The organism is Gimesia chilikensis, from assembly GCF_008329715.1.
GTDB lineage: Bacteria > Planctomycetota > Planctomycetia > Planctomycetales > Planctomycetaceae > Gimesia > Gimesia chilikensis.
Map to the genome: position 1 here is coordinate 137,480 of NZ_VTSR01000009.1, position 23,965 is coordinate 161,444.

Genomic DNA, 23,965 nt, shown 5'->3' on the forward strand with positions numbered 1-23,965 from the left:
AAGTTTCCTATGGTCACTCCCCAATTTTCAAGACGGACCGCTTTAAAAAACATGGCCCTCGGAGTCACTGCCTGGTCGACTTCCAGCTGGCTCCCCGCCCTGGCCGATGTGGCGTCTGCCACAGGAAAAAAACCCAAATCAGTGATTCTGATCTGGCTAAACGGCGGCCCTGCCACAATTGACCTCTGGGACCTCAAACCCGGAAACCAGAACGGCGGCCCCTTCCGGAAAATTGATACGAAAGTCCCCGGAATGCAGATCAGTGAGCATCTCCCCGGACTGGCTGCCCAGGCAGCGGACTTCTCGCTGATTCGTTCCATGTCAACACGTGAAGGGGATCACTCCCGTGCCCGCTTTGTCTCGATGACGGGCTACACACCTCAGGGCGCAATCAAGTTTCCAGCGTTCGGCTCTCTGGTGGCGCATGAGTTCAATGTCGAAAACGATATCCCCTCTTATGTGCATATTGGAGGACGACCGGCTATCAGTGGCGGCGGATTTCTTGGTCCGCAGTTCGCCCCCTTTGTCGTCGGTGGACGCAGTCGCCGCAGAGGCCCCGACAATGCAGATCTGAAGGTCGCGGACCTTGCCCCGGTCTCTCCAGACCAGCAGGCAGAACGGCTGCAACTGCAATCCGAACTGGGCTCCCTCTCTACCATGCCCACTTCTGTAGTTACGGATGCACTCAACTCTGCCCGCGACAGGGCCCTGCGACTCATGAATCCCCAGGCTGCTTCTGTCTTCAACCTGGAAGAAGAACAGGCATCAGTCCGTGAAGCTTACGGCCCCGGTTCATTTGGGCAGGGCTGCCTGATGGCCCGCAGGCTCGTGGAACGGGGCGTCAGCTTCGTGGAAGTATCCCTTAACGGCTGGGACACGCATTCGAATAACTTTGAACGCGTCAAGGAACTGTCGCAACAACTGGATCGTGGCTGTGCCTCACTCCTCAACGATCTCCGCGAGCGAGGGCTCCTGAAAGATACGCTGGTTGTCTGCCAGGGTGAATTTGGTCGCACCCCGCGCATCAACGGACAGGATGGGCGGGACCACTGGCCAGCTTCCTGGGCCATGATGCTGGCTGGTGCCGGCATTCGAGGCGGTCAGGTGATTGGAGAGACCAGCGCTGATGGCGCTGAAATCAAATCGAAACCCACCCGCACCGCAGATCTCATGGCCACCATTTTCCGAGGTGTAGGTCTCGATCCCCGTAAACAGAATATGTCTAACGTCGGGCGCCCGATCCGACTGGCAGATCCCGATGGCACTCCCCTCGAGGAACTATTATGAGAACCGCATTGATCCTCACATTCGCTCTCTGGTCAGCCGGAATTCAACCTCAGGCGGGACAGACGCAGCCGGAGCACGCCACCACTGTTCTGGAAGTACAAGGAGCTGGTCATCCTCAAACAATTGAAATTCCGGTCACGATTGATGGACAACCTTTCGATGTCTACTGGTCCGGGACCTTCGATGCCATTTTTGATTTTGCTGACACCAACCAGGATGGAGTGCTCAGTGAAACCGAAATCAAACTGGTCCCCTCCGCCCGCGCCGTCCGTCTCTCACTGGGCAATGCTTTCACGCCCCCCGTCGCCGCGATTACATCGCTGAGTGAAATCGTAAACGATTCTTCTCAGAAATGTACGAAGACACAACTTCGAAACTATTATCTACGCCATGGTGCGGGCCAACTTCAAATCGGCACAGGTACTCTGCCACGTACCTCAGCTTTGACACTGGCCCTGCTTCAGGCTCTCGACACGGATCAAGACCACAAGCTTTCCGAAGTGGAGCTCCAACGGGCAGAAACGGTTCTCCGTAGACTTGATACAAACGATGATGAGCTCATCGGCGTCGGTGAACTGATCCCGAATGCCACTTACCCCGGGAGTTGGGCCGCACATGCTCTCAAGGCCGAACAGGAAGTCTCCCTGACACCAACAAGTAAATCCGATCTGACCCTGAAGCGACAGAACTCACAAGCTGAAGCCAAACCGGATAATCATTCGGTCTGGCAGCTCTCTGTGACCGACCACATCTCCGACCAGCCACTAAACTTCACAACCCCCAGAATACGTTTTGAAAGCTGGAGCATCCCCGGCCCCCTCAACGAACTTTTTTCTCAATTGCGGGAGGAAATTGCTAACGCTGATCCCGATCCACCACAAGCCGAACCAGAACAACGCTCACGAAATCGGCGTCCCTCTCGCGCCTGGCTGACTCCCCTGGGAGACCGGAACGGGAACGGCGTACTCTCGCAGGATGAAATTGATCAATGGCTGCAGCTACAACAGCGACTGATCCACGGCCAGCTGCTGATCAGCATTTACTCTGGCGGAGGATTATTTGAACTGCTGGATACGAACCACGATGCGGGACTTTCCATTCGCGAACTGAGGAACATCTGGCAGAATTTGAAAGCGGCGGGATGTACTACCGGCAGTCACGTGAATCTTCAGCAGGTCCCGCATGTCGTACTATTCGTGGTCAGCCAGGGATACCCGGATCAACTGGGAAAGAAGACGACCTCCGATGTCGAATGGTTCAACCTGATGGACCGCAACCGGGACGGAGACGTTTCACGCCGTGAATTCACCGGTCCACCAGCCGCCTTCGATCGTCTCGATCAGGATCATGACAGCCTGATCTCTCCGCTTGAAGCAGTCAAATCGGATTGAGACCTGATACGGACACGGCACTCATCTACTTCACTTCACCTCCGATCGGGAAAACTCTACGAAATCCCGACCTGCACTGGACATCAGGGGGCGACACATAGTTTAATGACCGGCAGTCAGTCTCCGGACTGAAAACCCGCCAAACCCCATGACAACAGGATCTTGATGCGCACTGTATTATGTCCCTGTTTGTGGAGTCCCTCGTGTCTGAAACGATCGTCGCTCAACAGAATCACTGGCCAGTTGCAAGAAAAATATTGTGGGTCATTCTTTTCCTGTGTGCCCTGGTGGTCTTTGCGCCCGGATATATCGCCGCTCTGAGACCCGCCGATGGCCAGGTCTTCGATTTCTTCAAGGAATGGGCGTCGGTCCAGAACCGCCTGACCGGTCAGCCCGTCTATCTGGATCAGGAACTGGCACTGGAAAAACATCTGAATCTTAAGCTCTCAATCCCGGGTGCCTTTTTTGATCACTACAATACACACCCCCCGTCTGCCAACCTGATTGCAGTCCCTTTTGCCTGGCTCAGTTACCAGGAAGCACAGCTGGCCTGGAACCTGACCGCCCTGGGTCTGCTTGCTCTCTCGCTCTACTGGATTGTAGAGGGACTGAAGATTCAGATGACCTTCTGGACGACTCTGGCCCTGCTCACACTCCTACTCGCCACCGATCCCCTGCAGCAGACCCTGATCCAGGGACAACCCAATCTTCTGCTGGGATTGCTCATCGTCGGTGCCTGGAAAACTGGTCGTAGAGGCAAATCACTCCTGGCTGGCAGCTGTCTTGGTCTGGCAACAGCAGTCAAAATCTATCCGGCGTACCTGTTTCTCTATTTTCTGGTCCGTCGCGATTTCCGCGCCCTGTTGGGGGGAGCACTCTCTCTGGGGCTGGTTACCCTTCTCACCATCGGACTGTTCGGAATCGACGCCTATCGCGATTATCTCTCGGTCGTATTACCTTCTCTCTCAGATGTGACGAACAACTGGGGCAATGCTTCGCTGCTGGCATTCTGGGAACGGCTGTTTGAACAGTCATCTGACAGCGTACTGCCAGTTGTTGATTCCCCCGCACTGTTGAAATTCGCGGTCTGGTCTTCCTGGATTGCTGTGACATCCATCGCCGGACTGGCTGCCTGGCGGACTCGCAACGCGAATTTCGACGACCAGGCCTTCGGGATTACAATCGTGGCGATGCTGCTGATGACGCCCACCACCTGGCATCACTACTTCATCATTCTGCTCCTGCCGATCGGGCTGTTACTCACCATGTATACCCCTTATTCGGGAAAACGCTGGCTGGTCAACTTGCTGATCATCGCTCTGGCCATCAGCCCCCGTCTTACCTGGGCACTGTTGATCTCTCAACAACAGACAGCGCCGGGATCCGGTGCCACGCCCTGGGAACAGGGAGGCATGGTCGCCCAACCCTGGCAGTCACTCACGGCGCTCTCCTACCAATGTTACGCCCTGCTGCTCAGCATCGTCATGCTCTGGCCTCTGCCTGAATTAGAAGAAGAGCAGAACAGTCTGGCAGCTTGAATTACTCGCCGATCTTCACGATGACCTTTCCGCTGTTATCTGCCAGTTCATGCCAGGCATCGCGACAGCGGAGGTACAGCTTGCCACTCGCCGGGGCTTGAAATCGTCCCGCTTCACCCAGTTCGAATTCTTCACTGAGTTCATATTCATCGCTGTCATTTTCAATTAGCACGGCCCCTACCAGTTTCCCCCGGCCGGCCGCATTCCCTTTCGCGGTCACAGGTTCGTCTTCCTCGCTGACCTTCCAGTCCCCCTCGGTAGAGACTTCATACTCCTGCCCTTCCTCCACCAGCACATGCGACGCTTGCCAGCCCTGCCGGGCTTCGATCTTTGAAGTCTGCGGGCGGACCGAATTGGGCTTGCGGAATTTCGTTTTCCAGTCCCACTGGCACAGGTCACAACGATATCCCTGATCGAAATGCTCCAGGAAAAACAGGTACTCAAACGAGATTTCGCGTGCCATCGATCCGTAGGTCTGGTTGAACGAAACCGGCTTCTTCATTAACAGCCCCAGCCCCAGGGGACGAAAACGATTCGCATAATTCGGGTTCGTCGCCAGCAGATGACACAACGCCCACCGCCAGCAGTAATTCTCCCAGGAATCACCCGTGGTCTCTTTCGAATTGACTATCTCATTCAGACTTTTGGGCTCACTGTTCTTGATGTAATCCACTACATAGCGCTCGCAGTTCACCGATAGCGGCTGTCCCTTCTTAGGCACTTCTTTCCAGTTATTGCCCATCTCTGCCATTCCCTCGCTGTACCACACAGGCCCGGTATGCCCAAAGTTCTGAGCACAATACGCATGTACGGCCTCGTGCTGGGGCGTCCCCCGTTCAGCGACGGCATAGACGACAGATTTCGACTGAATCAGACGCCCTCCCCGATAGCGCGCATGACTGATAGTGACACCTCCGCCTCCTGAAATCGATTGCAATCCGACCGGATGCAGACTCCCCGACGGCCAGTTTGCCAGATCTTTCACTACGTAGCACTCAATCACGCTGCGATTCGGACTGGCCCAGTAAGCCGAAATAATCACGAGCATTTTTTCCAGCCGTGCCAGTAAATCCTGGGCTTCATCCGGAGAGAGGTCGGTATGAATCAGGAAATTTTTCGAGCGGTAATCGCGGGGCTCTGTAGTAGTCGATCCACTGCGAACCTGGGTTCCCTGGGCAGCCAGCTGTGTTCCAGCGCCGAGCCACAGGCAGGAACAGCAAAGAGTCAAACAGACGATTAGTGGCTTACAGATATGCAAAAGTCCTGACACAGACAAACTTCCTTCCTCTGTTCTCAGCTCCGACAATTCAACGGATTTCTTCAACACACAACGAGGTTTTATAGTGTGTTCATAGCATTCTAACAGGTATCCGACCTGAAACAATTTACATTGCTAAAAGAAGGATAACACATCCCAATCGCTTGATATGTGGCCCCACCCCCTTTACTCTGAGGGAAAACCGTTTATAAAGAAGGTTTAGTTTCTTCTGTTTCGACCTCCCAGAGTTAAGAGGGATTCTCCATGCATTATCTAACGCAGTTTCGCGCCGGCATTCTACTTTTGTTGATTTCCTGTGTCTGTCTTTCACAAACTCCAAAGAGTTACGCTGACGAGGCACTCTGGAAAGCCGGTTCTGCCAGTGCTGTGATCACCCCGCAGGAAGATCTCTGGATGGCTGGCTACGGTGGTCGCACCAAACCGGCTGACGGAAAGATCCACGACCTCTGGCTCAAAGTACTGGTCATTGAAGCGCACGACGGGCATCGTGGCGTGATCGTCTCGACCGATACCCTGGGAATTCCTCAGTCGATCTATAACAATGTCTGTGCCGCACTGAAGAAGAAATTTGATCTCGATCGCAGCCAGATCATGCTCAATGCATCCCACACCCACTGTGGCCCTGTGTTACGCGGTGCTCTGCATGATATTTACCCCTTGAATAAAGAACAGATCGCACAGGTCAACAAGTATTCCACGCAGTTGGAACAGAAACTCGTCGATGCCGTCACCACCGCAATCAAGAATCTGGAGCCCGCAAGCCTCTGGACCGGCGAAGGCCACACCAGTTTCGCAGTGAACCGCCGCAACAATATGGAAGCCGATGTTCCCAAACTGCGAAAAGAGGGAAAGCTTACAGGCCCCATCGATCACAGCGTCCCGATTCTGGCCGTGAAAGATAAAAACGGTAAGCTGAAAACCATCGTGTTCGGCTACGCCTGTCACAACACCACTCTGGGAATTCAGCAGTGGTGTGGCGACTATGCAGGCTTCGCTCAGTACGACCTCGAAGCCATGTTCCCTGGCGTGACCGCCATGTTCTATATGGGCTGTGGTGCTGACCAAAACCCACTCCCCCGCCGAACCATGGAATTGGCTCAGTCCTATGGGTCCCGTCTGGCTCATACCGTCGCCGATACCGTCCGTCTGCCGATGGTCGAACTCGATCCTGTGCTGAAAACCGAAATCGAAATTATTGACATCAAACTGGGTGATGCTCCGACTAAAGAAGAGCTCGAAAAACTCGCCGCCGGTAATCAGAATAACTACCGTAACCGCTGGGGAGCCCGGCTGCTCAAGCAACTCAACTCGGGTAAACCGTTCCGGACCTCCTATCCCTTTCCGGTTCAGGTCTGGCTGATGGGCAAGCGACAGCTCTGGATCACCATCGGCGGTGAGGTTGTCGTCGACTACGCCCTGGGAATGAAAAAGTTGTTCGGCGACAGTACCTGGATCGCAGGCTACTGTAACGATGTGATGGCCTATACTCCTTCTCTCCGTGTTCTGGAAGAAGACGTGCCTCCCCGCAAGTCATCCCGCTGGGGCTACGAAGGCAACACATCGATGGCCGTCTATGGAATGCCCGCCAACCGCTGGTCCGACGAAATTGAAGACAAAATCGTCGAGAGTGCCCAGCGACAGGTCGAGAAGGTCCGCAATGGAAAATAGGCCTCGCCAGCGTTAAATTTTGCCCTTTCTGACCCGAATCTGCCGCTAAACTCCAGCTTCTGGGGATGTTTTGCGTTTTTCGCCCCCCTGCCGTTTGTCGCGCGGGAAGCGAAATCCTAGAATGCAGCATATTCCGTTCTAAACAGCAATCAATCTATGACAGGTTCGCCGAAGCAGCCTGTATTCAATACTTTACCTGATTTTTAATGTAGCACTGAGGAGAGATAAATGGCTTCCGGAAATCCTTTTGGCGCGGAAGGTCAATTAACAGCAGCCGGTGGTGAGTTTAAATACTACCGTTTACAGAAACTCATCGACGATGGCATTGGAAATATTGAGTCGCTGCCTTACTCGATTCGTGTGCTGCTGGAATCCTGCCTGCGTAACGTAGATGGGTTCGTCGTCAACGAGTCCGACGTGCACAATCTCGCCAACTGGAGTGCAGAATCTCCTAACCCGGTGGAAATCCCTTTCAAACCCGGTCGCGTGGTTTTACAGGACTTTACCGGCGTTCCCGCTGTGGTTGACCTGGCAGCTCTGCGAAGTGCCATGGTTCGACTGGGCGGCGATCCTCAGAAAATCAATCCACTGGTTCGCTGTGACCTCGTTATCGACCACAGTGTGCAGGTCGACGAATTCGCGACCAAGCTCTCGCTGCAGCACAACGTTGAAAAAGAATTCGAACGGAACCAGGAACGTTACCAGTTTCTCCGCTGGGGACAGCAGGCATTTGATAACTTCGGCGTTGTCCCACCAGCAACCGGGATCGTGCACCAGGTGAACCTTGAATACCTGGCCAAAGCCGTTCTGACCAAAGACGGAGTCGCTTACCCGGACAGCCTCGTCGGTACCGACAGTCACACCACCATGATCAACGGCCTGGGTGTCGTCGGCTGGGGCGTGGGTGGTATCGAAGCGGAAGCCGTGATGCTCGGACAGCCTATCTACATGCTGACCCCCGAAGTCGTCGGTTTCCGTCTGGAAGGCAAACTCCCTGAAGGCGCAACTGCGACTGACCTCGTACTCCGCATCGTCCAGATGCTCCGCGAACATGGCGTTGTCGGCAAGTTCGTTGAATTCTATGGACCTGGCCTGTCTAACATGAGCCTCGCCGACCGGGCTACTATCGCCAACATGGCTCCCGAATACGGGGCCACTATCGGATTCTTCCCCGTCGACGATGAAACTCTGAACTACATGCGTCGCACCGGACGTACCGACGCTGAAGTCGATCTGGTCGAGCGTTACTACAAAGAACAGGGTATGTTCCGCACGGACAGCTCACCTGAGCCGTCCTTCACCAGCAAACTGAGTCTGGATATTTCCACGATTGAAGTCTCGCTGGCCGGTCCCAAACGTCCACAGGACCGAATCGCATTGACTGACATGAAATCACACTGGCACAGCGATCTCAGCTCCACCTTCGGCAAGCAGGATCCTTCACCCACTCACGCTCCCGTGAACTACGATGGTAAGGATTTCGAACTTAAAGATGGTTCGGTGGTCATCGCCGCGATCACCAGTTGTACCAACACCAGTAACCCCTCAGTAATGCTCGGTGCCGGACTACTGGCAAAGAAAGCTGCTGAAAAAGGCCTGACCCGCAAGCCCTGGGTGAAAACCAGTCTGGCTCCCGGAAGCCGCGTTGTAACCGACTACCTTGAAAAAGCCGGTGTGACTCCCTACCTCGACGAACTTGGTTTCAACCTGGTTGGCTACGGCTGTACGACCTGTATTGGTAACAGTGGGCCACTGCCCGCACCGATCTCCAAAGCCATCAATGACAATGACATCGTTGCCGCTGCAGTTCTGTCTGGAAACCGGAACTTCGAAGGACGCATCAGCCCCGATGTCCGGGCAAACTACCTCGCCAGCCCGCCGCTGGTTGTGGCTTACGCCCTCGCAGGTACCACCGATATCGACCTCAGCACCGAGCCGATCGGCCAGGACAAAGATGGCAACGATGTCTTCCTGAAAGATATCTGGCCTTCACAGGCTGAAGTCAACGCGGCTCTCGAATCGTCTATCAACCCGGAAATGTTCCGTGATGAGTACGGCAAGGCGACCCAGGGTTCTCCTGAATGGCAGGCCATTGATGGTGGCGATGGTGACATCTTTGAATGGGATGCGAAAAGCACCTACGTTCAGGAACCTCCGTTCTTCGTCGATATGCCCGCAGAGCCGTCCCCGATCAGCTCCATCACTGGAGCCCGCGTCCTGGTCTCTGTAGGCGATTCCGTTACCACCGACCACATCTCCCCTGCTGGAGCCATCAAAGCAGATTCTCCCGCGGGTAAATACCTGCAGGAAAATGGAGTGACTCCTGCTGACTTTAACAGCTACGGTAGCCGTCGCGGAAACGACCGGGTCATGACCCGTGGTACCTTCGCGAACATTCGCCTGAGCAACCTGCTTGCCCCCGGAACCAGTGGTGGCGTTACCACCTACCTGCCCACCGGCGAACAGACTTCGATCTATGAAGCCTCACTGCAGTACAAAGACGCCGGCACGCCGCTGGTAGTGCTCGCTGGAGGTGACTACGGAATGGGATCGTCTCGTGACTGGGCTGCCAAGGGAACCTTCCTGCTGGGCGTCAAGGCTGTCATCGCGACTTCCTTTGAGCGGATTCACCGTTCCAACCTGGTCGGCATGGGTGTCCTGCCGCTGCAGTTCCGCGAAGGCGAAAGTCGCGAAGAGCTGGGCCTCGATGGTACTGAAACTTATGACATTGAACTGGACGACAACCTGAAGCCAGGTCAGGCGATCCGTGTGACCGCCACCAAAGAGGACGGCACACAGGTCCTGTTTACCGTTCAGTGTCGTGTCGATACCCCCGTTGAAGTCGAATACTATCGCAACGGCGGAATTCTGCACAAAGTTCTCCGTGATCTGGCCAAAGCCTGATCCCTGAATTGATGAAACCAGCCTACGAAACCGATCTGATTGTCGAGGATTACCTTGATGGTTCCCGCATCGATCGGTTTCTCAGCCGTCATTTCAGAAACTACTCGACGCACCGTCTGCAACGCATCGTTCAGGCAGGGTTTGCCAAGGTCAATGGCATCCCTGCCGAACCGTTGCAACGAGTCTTCCGCGGTCAGCAGATCAGCATTCTCCTGCCTGAACCGCCGGACAAAACCTATCAGCCTGAAGATTTATCCCTGGAGATCCTCTATGAGGATGCATGGCTGGTCATCGTCAACAAACCGCCGGCGATGATCGCCCATCCCGCGGGGAATATCCACTCGGGTACTGTGGCTAACGCGTTACAGCATTACCTCGATCAGCAGACGGGAATCCGCAGTCTGCTGCGTCCTGGAATCGTGCATCGGCTCGACCAGTTTACCAGCGGCATTCTGATTGTCGCCAAAGAGCATCTGGGACACCGCAGTCTCTCGATTCAGTTTCAGCAGAACCGGGTCAGTAAAGCATATCTGGCGATCATTCGCGACCAGCCTCGGGACGATCACTTTGAGAACGATGCTGCCATCGGTGAGCATCCCACCCAGGCCGGGGTCTGTATGTCGACACACCCGCAGGCGAAAAAGGCCAAATCCGCTTATACCCGTTTCGAAGTCCTTGAACGGTATACCGGATACTCGCTGGTCCGTGCTTTTCCACAGACGGGACGCCTGCATCAGATCCGCGTGCATCTGGCCGATCTTGGCTTTCCTATTATCGCCGACGACTTCTATGGCAACGATGAACGACTGGAAACAGATCGCTGTCTGATTTCGCGACAGGCATTACACGCTGAACAGATCGAGTTTGCACATCCGGTGACGGGATTGAAAATGAAGCTCTCCGCGGGAGCGCCTGATGATTTCCACCAGGCGCTCGAGCGGTTACGGAGCGCCTAAAGCTGTTCTCGGTTTTTCCTTTTTACTGCCTCACTTCGTCTGAGTGAGGACTTCCACTGAGGATGCTTCGTCCTGTGCCTCCTGCAGCTCTTTATTCAACGGAGCTGCTGCTTTGGATGTCTTAGATGCTTCGAAGAGTCGATCCAGACTCATTTTTTCCAGTGCATCGAAAGCCGCGACTTTATAGCATTCTGCCATCGTCGGGTAATTGAATACAGCGTTACGGAAATATTCAATCGTGCCGCCAAATGACATTACCGTCTGTCCGATGTGTACGATTTCGGTTGCCGCTTCCCCGATCGCGTGGATCCCTAAAATCTTGAGCGTCTCACGGTGAAACAGAATCTTCAACATCCCGTCCCGGTCACCCGAGATCTGCCCGCGGGCAATTTCACGATAACGGGCCGCGCCGACTTCATAAGGAATGTGCGCTTCAGTCAGCTGCTGTTCGGTTTTACCCACCATCGAAATTTCCGGGATCGTAAACAGCCCGTAAGGCATCAGATCAAACGCTTCAAATGGCTCATTAAAGGCGTTACAGATCACACGACGACCCTGCTCCATAGACACACTGGCCAGAGCAGGAAAACCTACAATATCGCCCGCACCGTAAATATGAGGTACCCAGGTCTGATGATCTTCGTTGCACCACAGACGACCGCGTTCATCCGGTTCGAGCCCCGCGGCCTGGAAATTCAGTTCGTCCGCATCTCCCACCCGTCCCACGGTATACAATACCGAATCGGCTACCAGTCGTTTGCCACTCTCGGTCTGCACCGCGGCCATTGAATCGGAAAACCGCTCAATCCCAACGACTTCTTCGCCCATCCGGAAAACCATTCCCAGTGATCGGGCATGATGAATCAGGGCGTCAATAATTTCACGATCACAGAACTCGAGCAGGTGCTCCCGACCATCGAGTACGGTAACTTCGACCCCCAAAGTGGCGAACATGATCGCGTATTCGATGCCAATTACACCGCCGCCCACAACGATCATTGAACGGGGAATCTGTTTCAGGTCGATAATTTCATCGGAATCAAAAATCGTTTCGCCATCAAAGGGGATGTGAGGGGGCCGCGAAGGCTTGGTGCCGGTAGCGACCAGAATGTAATCCCCGTGCAAAATCTTGCGTCCGGTCTCACAGTCGACAGCCACTTCATGCGGGCTGACGAACTGAGCTTCTCCAATAAAGATGTCGACGCCGTTTCGCTCAAGCTGATCGTGGATGATTTCCAGTTCATGCTCTGCTACGTCTGCCAGCTTCAGCCGCAGGTCCTGCATCGTGACTCGCCGCTTCCGACGATACCATTTGCTGTAGACGTCCCGATGCCGATATCCGGTTAAATATAAGATTGCTTCGCGCATCGTCTTGGAAGGAATCGTCCCCTTATGCAGACAGACGCCCCCCATGCCGCGAAAGTTACGTTCAATGATCGCAACCCGCTTCCCCAGTTTCGAAGCTGCTATCGCCGCCTTCTGACCAGCGGGACCGCTTCCGATAATTACAATGTCGAATTTCATGGATCTATTCTCAATACTCAGACCAGTCTTCTCAGCCACGCCCTTCCAGCCTCGCATGTCAAATTGAGAAACCTGGTTAAACTTTACAGCGTAAACAACCACCTCTAACTTCGGTCATGAGTTGGAATGGAAAAGATAGAAAGATTGATCTGATCTCTGAAACAGGCTATTTTGCGCCCAGACTGACGGTTATACTGATTGTATAGCTCAACTTTAAAACTCCTCGGGGGGAAACTCCTCCTGATCAAGACCACGGAAGTGTCTGTCTCGCCCCACATTGCTTCAAGCTCTGATCTCAGATCAAAGGAACTCTGATGAATCACCTGCTCCGAAAAATCTGGCATGTCCCGGAACACGCCCACACCCCAGAATCCGTTTATCAGAATCGCAAATCGCATCGCCGTGAATTCCTCAAGTTGATGGGTTACGGTCTGGGTATCGCCGGGTTTGCTGATCTACTCTCCGGCTGTGAACAGGCAACCAAGGAAGAGATCGAACAGGCGGGAGCAGTGGAACCTCTGCCGGAAGCCCTGCAGTCCGTCTATCCGGCTAAGCGGAATGAAGCTTTCAAATACGGACGCCCCGAAACAGCGGAAATTGAAGCAGAAGAGTTTACGAACTTCTACGAATTCACAGGCCCCACGAGCAAAGAGGCCTGGAAGTACGTCGGAAAATTCCAGACCACACCCTGGGCGGTCTCCATCGAAGGGGAATGTGCCAAACCCCGCACGTTCGACCTCGATGACCTCTACAGGGAAATGCAGTTCGAAGAGCGGGCCTACCGCCATCGTTGCGTCGAAACCTGGGCCATGTGTGTGCCTTGGACCGGTTTCCCGCTGGCCAGCCTGCTCAAGCTGGTTGAACCGAAACCCTCAGCCAAGTACGTCGCCTTTGAAACGTTCAACAAACCCCAGGAGGCGCCTTACATGGAGAGAAGTGGAGCTGGCACCTGGCCCTGGCCTTATACCGAAGGTCTGACCATTGAGGAAGCGATGAACGAACTCGCCTTCATCGCCACCGGCCTGTATGGGAAGCCGCTGTTGAAACAGAATGGAGCGCCGATCCGTCTGGTCGTTCCCTGGAAATATGGATTCAAATCGGGTAAATCGATCGTGAAGATCAAACTCACTGCAGAGCAACCCGCGACCTTCTGGAACACGGTAAATCCAGGGGAATACGGGTTCGTCGCCAATGTGAACCCGGATCAGCCTCATCCTCGCTGGAGCCAACGCACGGAATGGATGCTGGGCACTGAGAAACGCTACGACACCAAGATTTACAATGGTTACGGGGAATATGTTGGCGGTCTCTACACAGGCTGATTTGAGCACGGCTTTCGAACTGGAAGCCTTCATTCATCAGGTTAAATGCGCAAAAAAAAGACCGGGTAGAAACATTCTACCCGGTCAATATTTTCAATTGTTGATTCATTCAACCAGCGTCTAGCTTAGTCTTCCGAAGCAAACATCATTACGATCCGCAGCACATACCAGAACAGGGTGGCGACGGAGGCGAACAGCGCCAGTGAAGCCGAAACGTACTGATCGGTCGAGTACTGATGCAGGACATTTGAAGTTTCATACAGAATGAAACCACTCATCAGCACTACCATCGCAGCAGCAAACCAGAGTCCCAGGGAGATTCCAAAGATCGCAGCCCCGATGGCAATCCCGATTGCTGCCAGCAAGGCAATCGTCAGTCCCCCGCCCAGGAAGGAGAAGTCAGCTCCCGTCACGAGTACGTACGCTGTCAAGCCTCCGAAGATACAGAGGGTAATGACCGCCGCAATCGGAATCACGGTCGGATTCGACATCTGACTGGCCAAAAACAGGATCGGCACAAAGATAATCGCTTCCGCCAGGGTATATAACCCCAGTCCCAGATACTGTGTCCCCAGAGACTTGGCACTTGATGCCAGTGAACTGGCTAACCAGCTGGCACCCAGGAAGGCAATCAGAATAATCCAGGGACTAACGCTGAACAGGCTCAGTACGCCGCGCAGTAAGGTAGGCGAACTGAAAATGATAAATTCCAGTCCCATAAATACAAAGATCGCACCGGTCAGGTGCATGTACGTTTTGCGGATGAAAGCAGCGCGCTCTTCTGCAATCGCATCGATTGCAAACATACCGCGGCCGGCCGTCGTATCCTGGTCATAGTAGTCAGGACTGTAGTTGTTCATTGACTGAATTCTCCATGTGATTGAGAAAAGATGTTCCAGACGAACACGGAATGGGTCATCGCTTCAAACATCGGTTCCGCCGGCACTGCGGTTTTGAGGAAGGGCAGGCGGGCGAGACAATTATAAGCCACACTGCACATAATTCAAGTACCAGCAGAAACTCTTTTATTTTTCATAATTTACCACAGTCGGATCCCCGGGTCCGACTTCCCGGCGGGTTCGTTGTGTCTGTCCGCCGGTTCTGTTATTTCATACGTAAGTCTACGTCAGGGAATTCAAAAAATTCCACCAAAATCCGGAGAATCGCTACGAAATTTTTGCTGATATGAATGGCACAAAAATGGATCAGATCGAAAAAAAGTGGGAATTCTGGATCGATGTAGGCGGCACCTTCACAGACTGTATTGCCCGCTCTCCCCGAAATGAGTTCATCCCCTTTAAGACTCTTAGTTCGGGTATCACGAAAGGTCGTATACAGGAAATCCCTGATCCCACGATCATTATCGATCCTTCCCGGCAGGGTAATCCGGCAGACTTCTGGCAGGAATACCAGATCGTATTTCTGAATGAAGCGGGACAGCCCGTGCATTCGGCACAAGTAACTTCCTTTGACACCACCACCGGTTCCCTGCAATTCACCCCCGGCCTGCCTGAGTCTGTTTCTGTCTCTTCCGGTTATGAACTTTCATCCGGTGAAGAAGCACCGGTTCTCGCTATCCGCTGGATCCTCGGCCTCAAGAAATCCGAACCAATTTCCAATGTCATTGTGAAACTCGGCACGACACGCGGCACCAATGCTCTGCTCACCCGTAACGGTGCCCGCACCGCCTTCATTACCACCAAAGGCTTCGCAGATGTGCTCCTGATTGGGAACCAGGATCGCCCCCGACTATTCGATCTTGTGATCCAGAAACCGGAGCCCCTGTTCGAAAGCACGGTCGAAATCAATGAGCGAATCGACTCTGAGGGGAATGTTCTCCAGCCCCCTGACCCGCAAATCATCCGCCAGCAGTTAGCAGAACTCAAAGCGACCGGTGTCGAATCTCTGGCGATCTGCCTGCTGCATTCTTTTGCCAACCTGGAGCATGAAGAACTCGTCGCCCGACTCGCAGAAGAAGCAGGCTTTGATGAAATCAGTGTTTCCAGCCGACTTTCGCCACTGATCAAAATTGTCTCCCGCGGTGACACGACAGTCATGGACGCCTATCTGAATCCGATCCTCAAGGACTACATCAAGAAGCTCCGCACTCCTCTGGAAAATTGCGAACTTAAACTGATGACCTCCGCCGGCGGTCTGGTTGACGCTTCGCATTTCGTTGGTAAGGACAGTATCCTCTCGGGCCCCGCTGGAGGTGTGATTGGTTATTCCCGCGTCGCGGAGATTGCCGGTTTCCCCCGTTCTATCGGCTTCGATATGGGAGGCACCAGCACCGATGTCTCCCGCTTTGATGGCGTTTATGAGCGGGAATTCGAAACCCGTAAAGCAGGTGTGCGGATTGTTGCCCCGATGCTGAGTATCGAAACTGTCGCAGCCGGTGGGGGAAGTATCTGCGGATTTGATGGCATCAAGCTGCACGTCGGTCCCGCCAGCGCAGGCGCGGATCCAGGCCCTGCCTGCTATGGACGAGGCGGCCCGCTGACAGTGACTGACCTGAATCTGTTCCTCGGAAAGATTCTCCCGAGCCGATTCCCGTTTGCTCTCGATCATGGTGCGGTCGAACAGCGTCTGACGACGATCTGCGAGGAAATCGCTGCCTCCCCGATGGGCAAAGCATACACTCCCCTCGAACTGGCTGAGGGGTTCCTGCAGATCGCGAATGCCAACATGGTACGTGCGATCCGCAACATTTCCGTAGCCCGTGGTTACGATCCTGCTGACTACGTGCTGGTCAGTTTTGGCGGCGCCGGTTCTCAACACACGTGTGCCATCGCCCGTTCGCTGGGAATCCATGAAGTACTGATCCATCCTTATTCCGGTATCCTCAGTGCCTTTGGTATCGGCCAGGCCGATGTACGCCGTTTTGGTCAGCAGTCGGTTCTTGAGACCTGGTCAGATGAATTACAGCAGGAACTGCAGAACCGTTTTTCAGCACTCGACCAGAGCGTTTACGGTGAAGTCCGCGCGGAAGGCATCCCTCCGGAACGAATCAAAGCCCCCGAGCATTCCCTTGAGATGCGTTACCTGGGCACCGACGCCACGATTCAAGTTCGTTGCCAGCAGGGACTGGATGAGCGCACGCAGTTCGAACAGGAACATCAGCGACTCTATGGCTACAAACACACGGCGCGCGACATTGAGGTCACTGCACTCCGTACGGAAATCGTCGGACTGATGGAAGAGCCCCATTTACCCGCCAGGGAGCCGGTCTCGCGTACCCCTCAACCTGTCGAAACGACAACAGCCTATTTTCAGGGACAGGCTCAGGAGACCGCCGTTTATCTGCGGGAAAACCTGCAGCCCGGCGATCAGCTCGCAGGCCCTGCGATTATCTGTGAAGCGATCTCGACGGTGATTATCGATCCCGGCTTCACCGCAGAGATTCTGTCTCGTGGAGAAACGTTGATGCGGGAGACCTCACCGCAGTCAGGCGGCCATGCGGATATCAGCACCGAAGCCGATCCGGTCATGCTGGAAATCTTCAACAACCTGTTCGCGTCCATTGCCGAGCAGATGGGAATCACTCTGCAGAAAACATCGATTTCCACCAACGTCAAAGAGAGACTGGACTTCAGTTGTGCGGTCTTCTCCGCAACGGGAGACCTCGTCGTAAATGCGCCACATATCCCCGTTCACCTGGGTGCCATGAGTGAAACGGTAAAGCGGATCATCGCCGATAATCCGGACCTGGGACCGGGAGATGTGTTCGTGACCAACGATCCGTATCGAGGCGGCTCCCATCTGCCCGACGTAACGGTAATCACTCCCGTGCATCATCCGGAAAGCGGAGAACTGGTATTTTTTACTGCCAGCCGCGCACATCATGCAGAGATTGGTGGAATTGTCCCCGGAAGTATGCCCCCCTTCTCTAAGACTCTGGCCGATGAAGGTGTATTGATTCGAAACTTCAAACTGGTCGACCATGGCACCTCCCGTGAAGCGGAACTCCGCGATCTATTACTTTCTGGCGAACATCCTTCACGTTCGGTAGCTGACAACCTGTCGGATGTCTCCGCGCAGGTTGCGGCGAATAATTGTGGTGTCACTTTGCTGAATGATCTTGTGCATCGCTATTCACTGCCGGTCGTCCAGGCTTACATGAAACACATTCAGCAGGCAGCCACCGAAAAGATGCAGCTCGCACTCGCCGCGATTGAAGACGGCGACTATTCGTTTACCGATCATCTTGATAATGGGGCGCCGCTCTGTGTGAAAATCTCCATTCAGGGGAGTCGTGCCGTTGTCGATTTCACTGGCACCGGACCGGTGTTGGAGACCAACCTGAATGCGAATCGCGCCATTGTGAACGCGGCAGTGCTCTATGTCTTTCGCTGCCTGATCCAGGAAGACATTCCGCTCAATAGCGGCGTACTGGCTCCGGTCGAAATCATACTTCCTGAATGCTTCCTGAATCCTCCAGAACGGGATTCTCCCGCCGAATGTGCCGCGATGGTGGGAGGCAACGTCGAAACATCCCAGCGAACCGTCGATACCCTGCTCGGAGCGCTGGGCAAAGCTGCTGCCAGCCAGGGAACGATGAATAATCTCACTTTCGGCGATGAGACATTCGGCTACTACGAAACCATCTGTGGTGGTAGTGGCGCAACCGCAGACAGCGCTGGTACTGACGCCGTCCACACGCATATGACCAATACCCGACTGACCGATGCCGAGATTATCGAACGCCGCTACCCGGTCAGGCTGCATGAATTCTCGATCCGCACTGGATCTGGAGGGGCAGGTCAATACCCGGGAGGAGCCGGCATCGTTCGACGGATCGAATTCCTCAAACCGCTGCGAATCTCACTGCTGTCTGAACGACGGGGCGATTACGCTCCCTTCGGCCTGGATGGAGGAGAACCGGGACAGATCGGCGAGAACCTGCTGCAGAAAGCAGGCACGACGACCGAGGAATCGCTGGGAGGGAAACTCTCCATTTCTGTAGATGCGGGCGATACACTGACCATCAAAACGCCAGGTGGCGGTGGCTACGGGACACCCGGTAACACACCAGCAAAGTGAACAACAGTTTGTTCACCGTTGCCATAAATTAGCTGCTGCTAATTGGGTTCTCTCATTTAATATTCGTGAGTTCTGCTTTGTGATTTCGCCCTGCAGTCGGTAAGGTAGCGCTATACCCAATTGAAACGTATCACTCACTATTTATAGAACAAAACTAAGAAGGAAGAGTACCGTGTCTCAAAACCGTCGCGCCGAAGTTGATGCCGCGTTGGCTGATGTTGATTTCGACAAGTTTGATTACCAGGTCGTCTTTGAAACCACTAAGGGAACCATTCGCATGGACCTCTATCCCGATGTGGCTCCCGGGCACTGCAAGAACCTGATCGGACTGACAAAAATCGGATTCTATGACGGGATTATCTTCCACCGCGTTATTCCCGATTTCGTGATCCAGGTAGGCTGCCCCCAGGGAACAGGCACCGGTGGTCCGGGTTACACGATCGACGCGGAATTCAACAATATTCCCCACGAAACCGGCGTGCTCTCGATGGCCCGCACCAGTGACCCGAATTCCGCTGGTTCTCAGTTCTTCATCTGCCTGGGCCGCGTACCTCACCTGGACAACTCCTATACTGTCTTTGGTAGAACCAGCGACAAAGAGAGCGAAGCTGTCGTACTCGAAATCGGTAATGTCGAAACCGACCACGGCGATCGCCCGCTGGATGAAGTTAAAATCACGGGATCCGAAGTGATCGCCAAGGAAAAATAACCGCGATGAGCATTGATCGTGCTTCACTGTTAACCGGTGCGGCTGTGCGTGAAGCCTGCCGCACCGGTCAGTTCTCCGGGCAGACCTCGGGACTGGCTCCCGGGTTCGCCCAGGCGAATCTGGTGATTCTTCGTGAAGCCGAGGCAGCTCACTTTCGCGAGTTCTGTGCGAAAAACCCGAAACCCTGCCCTGTCCTGGAAGTGACGGAGGCCGGCAATCCCTGCCCGCGGCAGTCGACTCCCGACGCTGACCTCAGGACTGACCTGCCCCGCTACCGTGTCTGGGAATCGGGTGAACTGGTAGAAGAACCGACGAGCATCTCCCACCTCTGGCAAAACGACCTGGTGGCATTTCTCATTGGGTGCTCATTCACCTTCGAAGCAGAAATGATTCGTGCAGGGCTGCCTGTCAGACACATCGACCTGGGCGTTAACGTCCCCATGTATCGTACGAATGTGCCTTGTGAATCAGCGGGGATCTTTTCGGGTCCACTGGTTGTTTCCATGCGTCCCTTTCTCCCGGCCAATGCAATTCGCGCGATCCAGATTACCGGGCGTTTCCCGGCTGTCCATGGGGAACCTGTGCATCTGGGGTTTCCTGATCAGCTGGGAATTACCGATTTGAGCCAGCCCGATTTTGGAGATCCCGTTCCGGTCCATGAGGGAGAATTACCCGTCTTCTGGGCCTGTGGTGTAACGCCGCAAACGGTGTTGATGGAAGCGAAGCCGGAATTTGCGATCACGCACAGTCCCGGCTGCATGTTCGTTACTGACTGGAAAGACGAACAACTGGCCACGCGCTAAAACGCGGGATCAGGAGTGAGACTTCAGCTGTGATGCGGGCTCGTCTATTGTAGAGACTTCCGGCAGATGCAGTGAGCGGATGCGAAAGTTCTCCCACAGGAGTGAATACGCGAAGCAGGGTTCTCGCTCCAGCGTGTAAGCCACAGGCTGACTTTCCCAGAAGCTCATTAGATTACCCTGGGGAGGATTCGTATACAGTCTCTGCTTGCAGCGCGGGCAGACCGTCCCATGGGGAGTCGCCTGCGTCTCAGCGGACTGATGTTCCAGACAGATTGTCGTTGCGTGTTCGTTTCTCATAGCAGCTGGATTATACCGAGCCCGTCCGGGCACTCTCCAGTTTTTTCTTGAGCCGGCAATCAAGATTTTCAGGGAACCCGAACGGCCTCGCTTTCTCTTCTGGAAATTTGTCTGCTTGCCTGTTCCGATCAGCCACTACAGTCCTGAAAACCCGCCTGACCGTCATAACAGGCTATCGGTGGCGACCCATAGCAGGATGTGTGTCGGATTCCGGGAGTCAATCCCCTGAAATCATCGCATCCTGGTTTCCAGTTTGGTATAACAGGGGTTCAGAATCGAACCTGCTCAGGACCGCTGTTCCGTTTAGTTCAACACAGACTCTTGGTACACAACTCATGACAATTGATCTTTCCACTCAACTGAAGGGAGTGCTCCCTCCGGTCATTACACCACTGACGTCCGAACGCAGGCTGGATGCAGCGTCAGCAGAATCCGTCTACCGTTTCATGCTGAAGCAGGGCGCGCATGGACTGTTCCTGTTCGGCACTTCAGGTGAAGGCCCCCTGCTCTGCGAACCAGATCGGGAAGAGGCCACCGATATCGCGGTGAAAGCGGTGGACGGCAGCGTCCCCTTGCTGGTGGGCGTGATTGCCCCTGGAACCGAACAGATTATCGCACAGGCCAAGGTCGCCAAAGCGCAGGGTGCGGATGCAGTTGTTGTCTGCCCTCCTTATTACTATCCGGCGAGCCAGAAAGACATGCTCGTCCACTACCGCACAATTCGGGAAGCGGTCGACATTCCGATCTTTGCTTATGACATCCCTGTCATGACGAAAATAAAAATCGAACTCGACACCCTGATGACGCTCGGCAAAGAAGGCACGATCATCGGAGTCAAAGATTCCAGCGGTGATGCCGTCGGCTTTCATCGACTTGTTGCCAGCAAGCCTCCCGGAATGAAGCTCTTCACCGGAGCGGAGATGCTGGTCCATGCCGTCATGATGGCAGGAGCTGACGGCACTGTTCCCGGTCTGGCAAACGTAGGCCCAGAACTGTTCGTACAACTCTATGAAGCTGCTGCTGCAGGCAATCACCAGGAAGCGGTTCGTCTTCAGGAAGCCATCGTCAGATTGTTTGAAGTCTTCGTTTGCCCCGACGGAACCATGAATGTAGGCTACATCATAGGCTCGATGAAAACCGCACTGCGTCTCCGCGGCATCATTGAGAATGATACACTGTTTCATCCGTTCCCTGCCTGCACTCCCGAACTGATCGAGCGCACCGAAACAATTATGAAAGAAGTCGGCTGTCTCTGATGAAATCGACTCTGCCGAGTGCCTGCCATACCAACCTGAATGTGGAATGAATTGAATAAACCATGAGCGGTGTTTTAAACGAACGGGCGTGTCAGCTGACAGAACAGCTGCTGGCCAGGTCCGGCGAACTGAAAGTCTTTCCGCATGCCCTGGAGAACGGCGCCATTGTCGTCGATTGCGGCATAGAAACATCGGCGGGAATCCAGGCAGGCCTGCTCCTGGCAAGGATCTGTATGGCGGACCTGGGCGAAGTAAAACTGGTTCCCGGTGAACTCGACGGTCTGCCGCTCCCCTATCTACAGGTGCAGACTGATCATGCCGTCGAATCCTGCCTGCTCAGTCAGTACGCTGGCTGGAAAATTGATGTAGGTAAATTCTTCGCTATGGGCTCCGGTCCGATGCGAGCTGCTGCTGAAGTCGAAGATCTATACCGGATTCTTGCTTTTGGTGAGTCACCTGAGAAAACGGTAGGCGTTCTGGAATCCAATACACTGCCCGACATCAACGTGGTCGATAAAATTGCACAATCGACGGGCGTCGATCCGAAGAACATCATGCTTCTGGTTGCTCCCACCTCGAGCATCGCCGGTAACATTCAGGTGATTGCCCGCTCGGTAGAGACGGCTATGCATAAACTGTTTGAAATCAAGTTTGATGTGCATCGTGTCCAGGCGGGCTTCGGTACCGCACCACTGGCACCTGTCGCCAAAGATCACCTGACGGGTATCGGACGTACCAATGATGCGATTCTATATGGCAGTGCCGTCACACTCTGGGTGGTCGGCGACGACGAATCGCTGCAGGAGATCGGCCCTTCGCTCCCCTCCTGTTCGGCAGCCTGTTATGGCAAACCTTTTCTGGATGTCTTCGCTGAGGCCAACCATGACTTTTATGAAATCGACCCGAGTTTCTTCAGCCCTGCTGTCGTTACGTTGCAGAACCTCGAAACCGGTAATGTCTTTCGGTTCGGCGAGATGAATCCCGATTTGCTCAAGCAGAGCTTCGGACTCTGATACAGTCACCTGATTCCGATCCCGTTTAGCCAGGAACAAGTTTCGTGCGGATTGCCATTCTGGGAAATCAGGGAAGCTGGTACTGCCGTGAACTTCAGCAGGCTGCGGAAGCACGCGGGCATTTGTCCTGCACACTCGAATTCCACGATCTCGCAGCCTGGCTCCCTGGTCTTTCTGCAGAGCAGTTCAACAGCTATGACGCAGATGAGTGTCAGATTGATCTCAATCAGTTTGATGCCCTGATCATTCGCACGATGCCTCCCGGCTCGCTGGAACAGGTTATCTTTCGCATGGATCTGCTGGGGCGTCTGGAACAGGCAGGCGTAACCGTATTCAACACTCCCCGGGCCATAGAGTGCGCAGTCGATAAATATCTGACAACTTCCCGCCTGTCGGCATCAGGACTGCCTGTTCCTGCGACCGCTGTCTGTGAATCCTCAGCAGCGGCAATGCAGCGGTTCGAAGATCTGGGGGGAGACGTCGTCGTCAAACCGCTGTTTGGTTCTGAAGGACGTGGCATCTTCCGGATCAGCGATCCCGATCTTGCTTATCGCTCATTTCGCACGCTCGAGCGCACGCAGGCTGTCATCTATCTGCAGCGTTACATTCCCCACCCGGGCTACGACCTGCGAATTCTGATTCTCAATGGTTCCGTCGTTGGAGCAATCCGCAGACATAATCAGACTGATTTTCGAACCAATATTTCCCGCCAGGGACGAGCGGAAGCTTACTCGCCGACTGAGTTTGAAGTTCAACTGGCGTTGCGGGCCTGCGAACTGACCCAGGCCGAATTCGCGGGCGTTGATCTGTTGACTCCCGTCGATGAACCTGAGACCCGTTATCTGCTCGAAGTCAATGCGGTACCAGGCTGGAGAGGACTGCAATCAGTCACAAATGTGAATGTGGCTGCACTGGTGATTGAATATCTGGAACAGAAACGAAACAATGCAGGTGTAAGCCAGCCCTGATTTACGATTT

At 54.3% G+C, this 23,965-nt stretch carries 17 protein-coding genes; 13 read left to right on the plus strand and 4 right to left on the minus strand.

Translation table 11 applies throughout. The features are described 5' to 3' along the window. Positions 1-9 precede the first annotated feature (9 nt). From FYZ48_RS13845 to FYZ48_RS13855, 3 genes are all read left to right on the plus strand, one after another. Positions 10-1,287, plus strand: coding sequence for a DUF1501 domain-containing protein (locus FYZ48_RS13845; protein ID WP_149341309.1), 1,278 nt, complete (start codon positions 10-12; stop codon positions 1,285-1,287). Then, positions 1,284-2,678: an EF-hand domain-containing protein gene (locus FYZ48_RS13850; RefSeq protein ID WP_149341311.1), complete on the plus strand. Its 1,395-nt coding sequence runs from the start codon at positions 1,284-1,286 to the stop codon at positions 2,676-2,678. The genes FYZ48_RS13845 and FYZ48_RS13850 overlap by 4 nt, the downstream gene beginning before the upstream one ends. 203 nt (positions 2,679-2,881) lie before the next feature. Further along, a complete protein-coding gene (locus tag FYZ48_RS13855; RefSeq protein ID WP_187782020.1) occupies positions 2,882-4,216 on the plus strand; it encodes a glycosyltransferase family 87 protein in 1,335 nt (444 codons plus the stop codon). Position 4,217: 1 nt separating this feature from the next. Here FYZ48_RS13855 and FYZ48_RS13860 read toward each other — a convergent pair whose 3' ends face one another. Continuing rightward, entirely contained in the window at positions 4,218-5,486 is a 1,269-nt protein-coding gene (locus tag FYZ48_RS13860; RefSeq protein WP_187782021.1) for a hypothetical protein, read from the minus strand. A 252-nt stretch (positions 5,487-5,738) separates the two neighbouring features. Here FYZ48_RS13860 and FYZ48_RS13865 point away from each other — a divergent pair, with 252 nt between their 5' ends. The 3 genes from FYZ48_RS13865 (at position 5,739) to FYZ48_RS13875 (ending at position 11,023) form a co-directional block, all read left to right on the plus strand. After that, complete coding sequence (locus FYZ48_RS13865) at positions 5,739-7,163, plus strand: neutral/alkaline non-lysosomal ceramidase N-terminal domain-containing protein (RefSeq protein ID WP_149341315.1); 1,425 nt, start codon at positions 5,739-5,741, stop codon at positions 7,161-7,163. A 228-nt stretch (positions 7,164-7,391) separates the two neighbouring features. Beyond that, positions 7,392-10,067 (plus strand): aconitate hydratase AcnA, encoded by a 2,676-nt coding sequence (acnA, locus tag FYZ48_RS13870; protein WP_149341317.1) that lies wholly within the window; start codon positions 7,392-7,394, stop codon positions 10,065-10,067. Positions 10,068-10,078: 11 nt separating this feature from the next. Continuing rightward, positions 10,079-11,023 carry an RluA family pseudouridine synthase gene (locus FYZ48_RS13875; RefSeq protein WP_149341319.1) on the plus strand — a complete coding sequence of 315 codons (945 nt, stop codon included), beginning with the start codon at positions 10,079-10,081 and terminating at the stop codon, positions 11,021-11,023. 30 nt (positions 11,024-11,053) lie between these two features. Here FYZ48_RS13875 and sthA read toward each other — a convergent pair whose 3' ends face one another. Beyond that, on the minus strand, positions 11,054-12,547 hold the full coding sequence (gene sthA / locus FYZ48_RS13880; protein ID WP_242022648.1) for a Si-specific NAD(P)(+) transhydrogenase: 1,494 nt from the start codon (positions 12,545-12,547) through the stop codon (positions 11,054-11,056). Between the two features lie 314 nt (positions 12,548-12,861). Here sthA and msrP point away from each other — a divergent pair, with 314 nt between their 5' ends. Beyond that, positions 12,862-13,869, plus strand: a complete 1,008-nt coding sequence (gene msrP, locus FYZ48_RS13885) for a protein-methionine-sulfoxide reductase catalytic subunit MsrP (protein ID WP_149341321.1) — start codon at positions 12,862-12,864, stop codon at positions 13,867-13,869. 125 nt (positions 13,870-13,994) lie between these two features. Here the strand turns inward: msrP and FYZ48_RS13890 are convergent, their stop codons facing one another. Continuing rightward, positions 13,995-14,729, minus strand: a complete 735-nt coding sequence (locus FYZ48_RS13890; RefSeq protein WP_242022650.1) for a Bax inhibitor-1/YccA family protein — start codon at positions 14,727-14,729, stop codon at positions 13,995-13,997. A 340-nt stretch (positions 14,730-15,069) separates the two neighbouring features. Here FYZ48_RS13890 and FYZ48_RS13895 point away from each other — a divergent pair, with 340 nt between their 5' ends. The 3 genes from FYZ48_RS13895 to FYZ48_RS13905 all read left to right on the plus strand — a co-directional run bounded on the left by FYZ48_RS13895 (position 15,070) and on the right by FYZ48_RS13905 (position 20,421). Then, positions 15,070-18,909, plus strand: coding sequence for a hydantoinase B/oxoprolinase family protein (locus FYZ48_RS13895; protein WP_242022652.1), 3,840 nt, complete (start codon positions 15,070-15,072; stop codon positions 18,907-18,909). Positions 18,910-19,081: 172 nt separating this feature from the next. Next, the gene (locus tag FYZ48_RS13900; RefSeq protein WP_145037435.1) at positions 19,082-19,618 is read left to right on the plus strand and encodes a peptidylprolyl isomerase; all 537 of its coding nucleotides are present in this window, start codon (positions 19,082-19,084) and stop codon (positions 19,616-19,618) included. Between the two features lie 5 nt (positions 19,619-19,623). Continuing rightward, the gene (locus FYZ48_RS13905; RefSeq protein ID WP_149341325.1) at positions 19,624-20,421 is read left to right on the plus strand and encodes a putative hydro-lyase; all 798 of its coding nucleotides are present in this window, start codon (positions 19,624-19,626) and stop codon (positions 20,419-20,421) included. Between the two features lie 9 nt (positions 20,422-20,430). Here FYZ48_RS13905 and FYZ48_RS13910 read toward each other — a convergent pair whose 3' ends face one another. Beyond that, positions 20,431-20,718 (minus strand): hypothetical protein, encoded by a 288-nt coding sequence (locus FYZ48_RS13910; RefSeq protein ID WP_149341327.1) that lies wholly within the window; start codon positions 20,716-20,718, stop codon positions 20,431-20,433. Between the two features lie 335 nt (positions 20,719-21,053). On the opposite strand from FYZ48_RS13910, the gene FYZ48_RS13915 reads away from it, so the two are divergent. From FYZ48_RS13915 to FYZ48_RS13925, 3 genes are all read left to right on the plus strand, one after another. Continuing rightward, positions 21,054-21,974 (plus strand): dihydrodipicolinate synthase family protein, encoded by a 921-nt coding sequence (locus FYZ48_RS13915; RefSeq protein ID WP_149341329.1) that lies wholly within the window; start codon positions 21,054-21,056, stop codon positions 21,972-21,974. A 62-nt stretch (positions 21,975-22,036) separates the two neighbouring features. Continuing rightward, a complete protein-coding gene (mch, locus tag FYZ48_RS13920) occupies positions 22,037-22,987 on the plus strand; it encodes a methenyltetrahydromethanopterin cyclohydrolase (protein WP_149341332.1) in 951 nt (316 codons plus the stop codon). Positions 22,988-23,031: 44 nt separating this feature from the next. Then, complete coding sequence (locus tag FYZ48_RS13925) at positions 23,032-23,955, plus strand: ATP-grasp domain-containing protein (RefSeq protein WP_149341334.1); 924 nt, start codon at positions 23,032-23,034, stop codon at positions 23,953-23,955. Positions 23,956-23,965 lie beyond the last annotated feature (10 nt).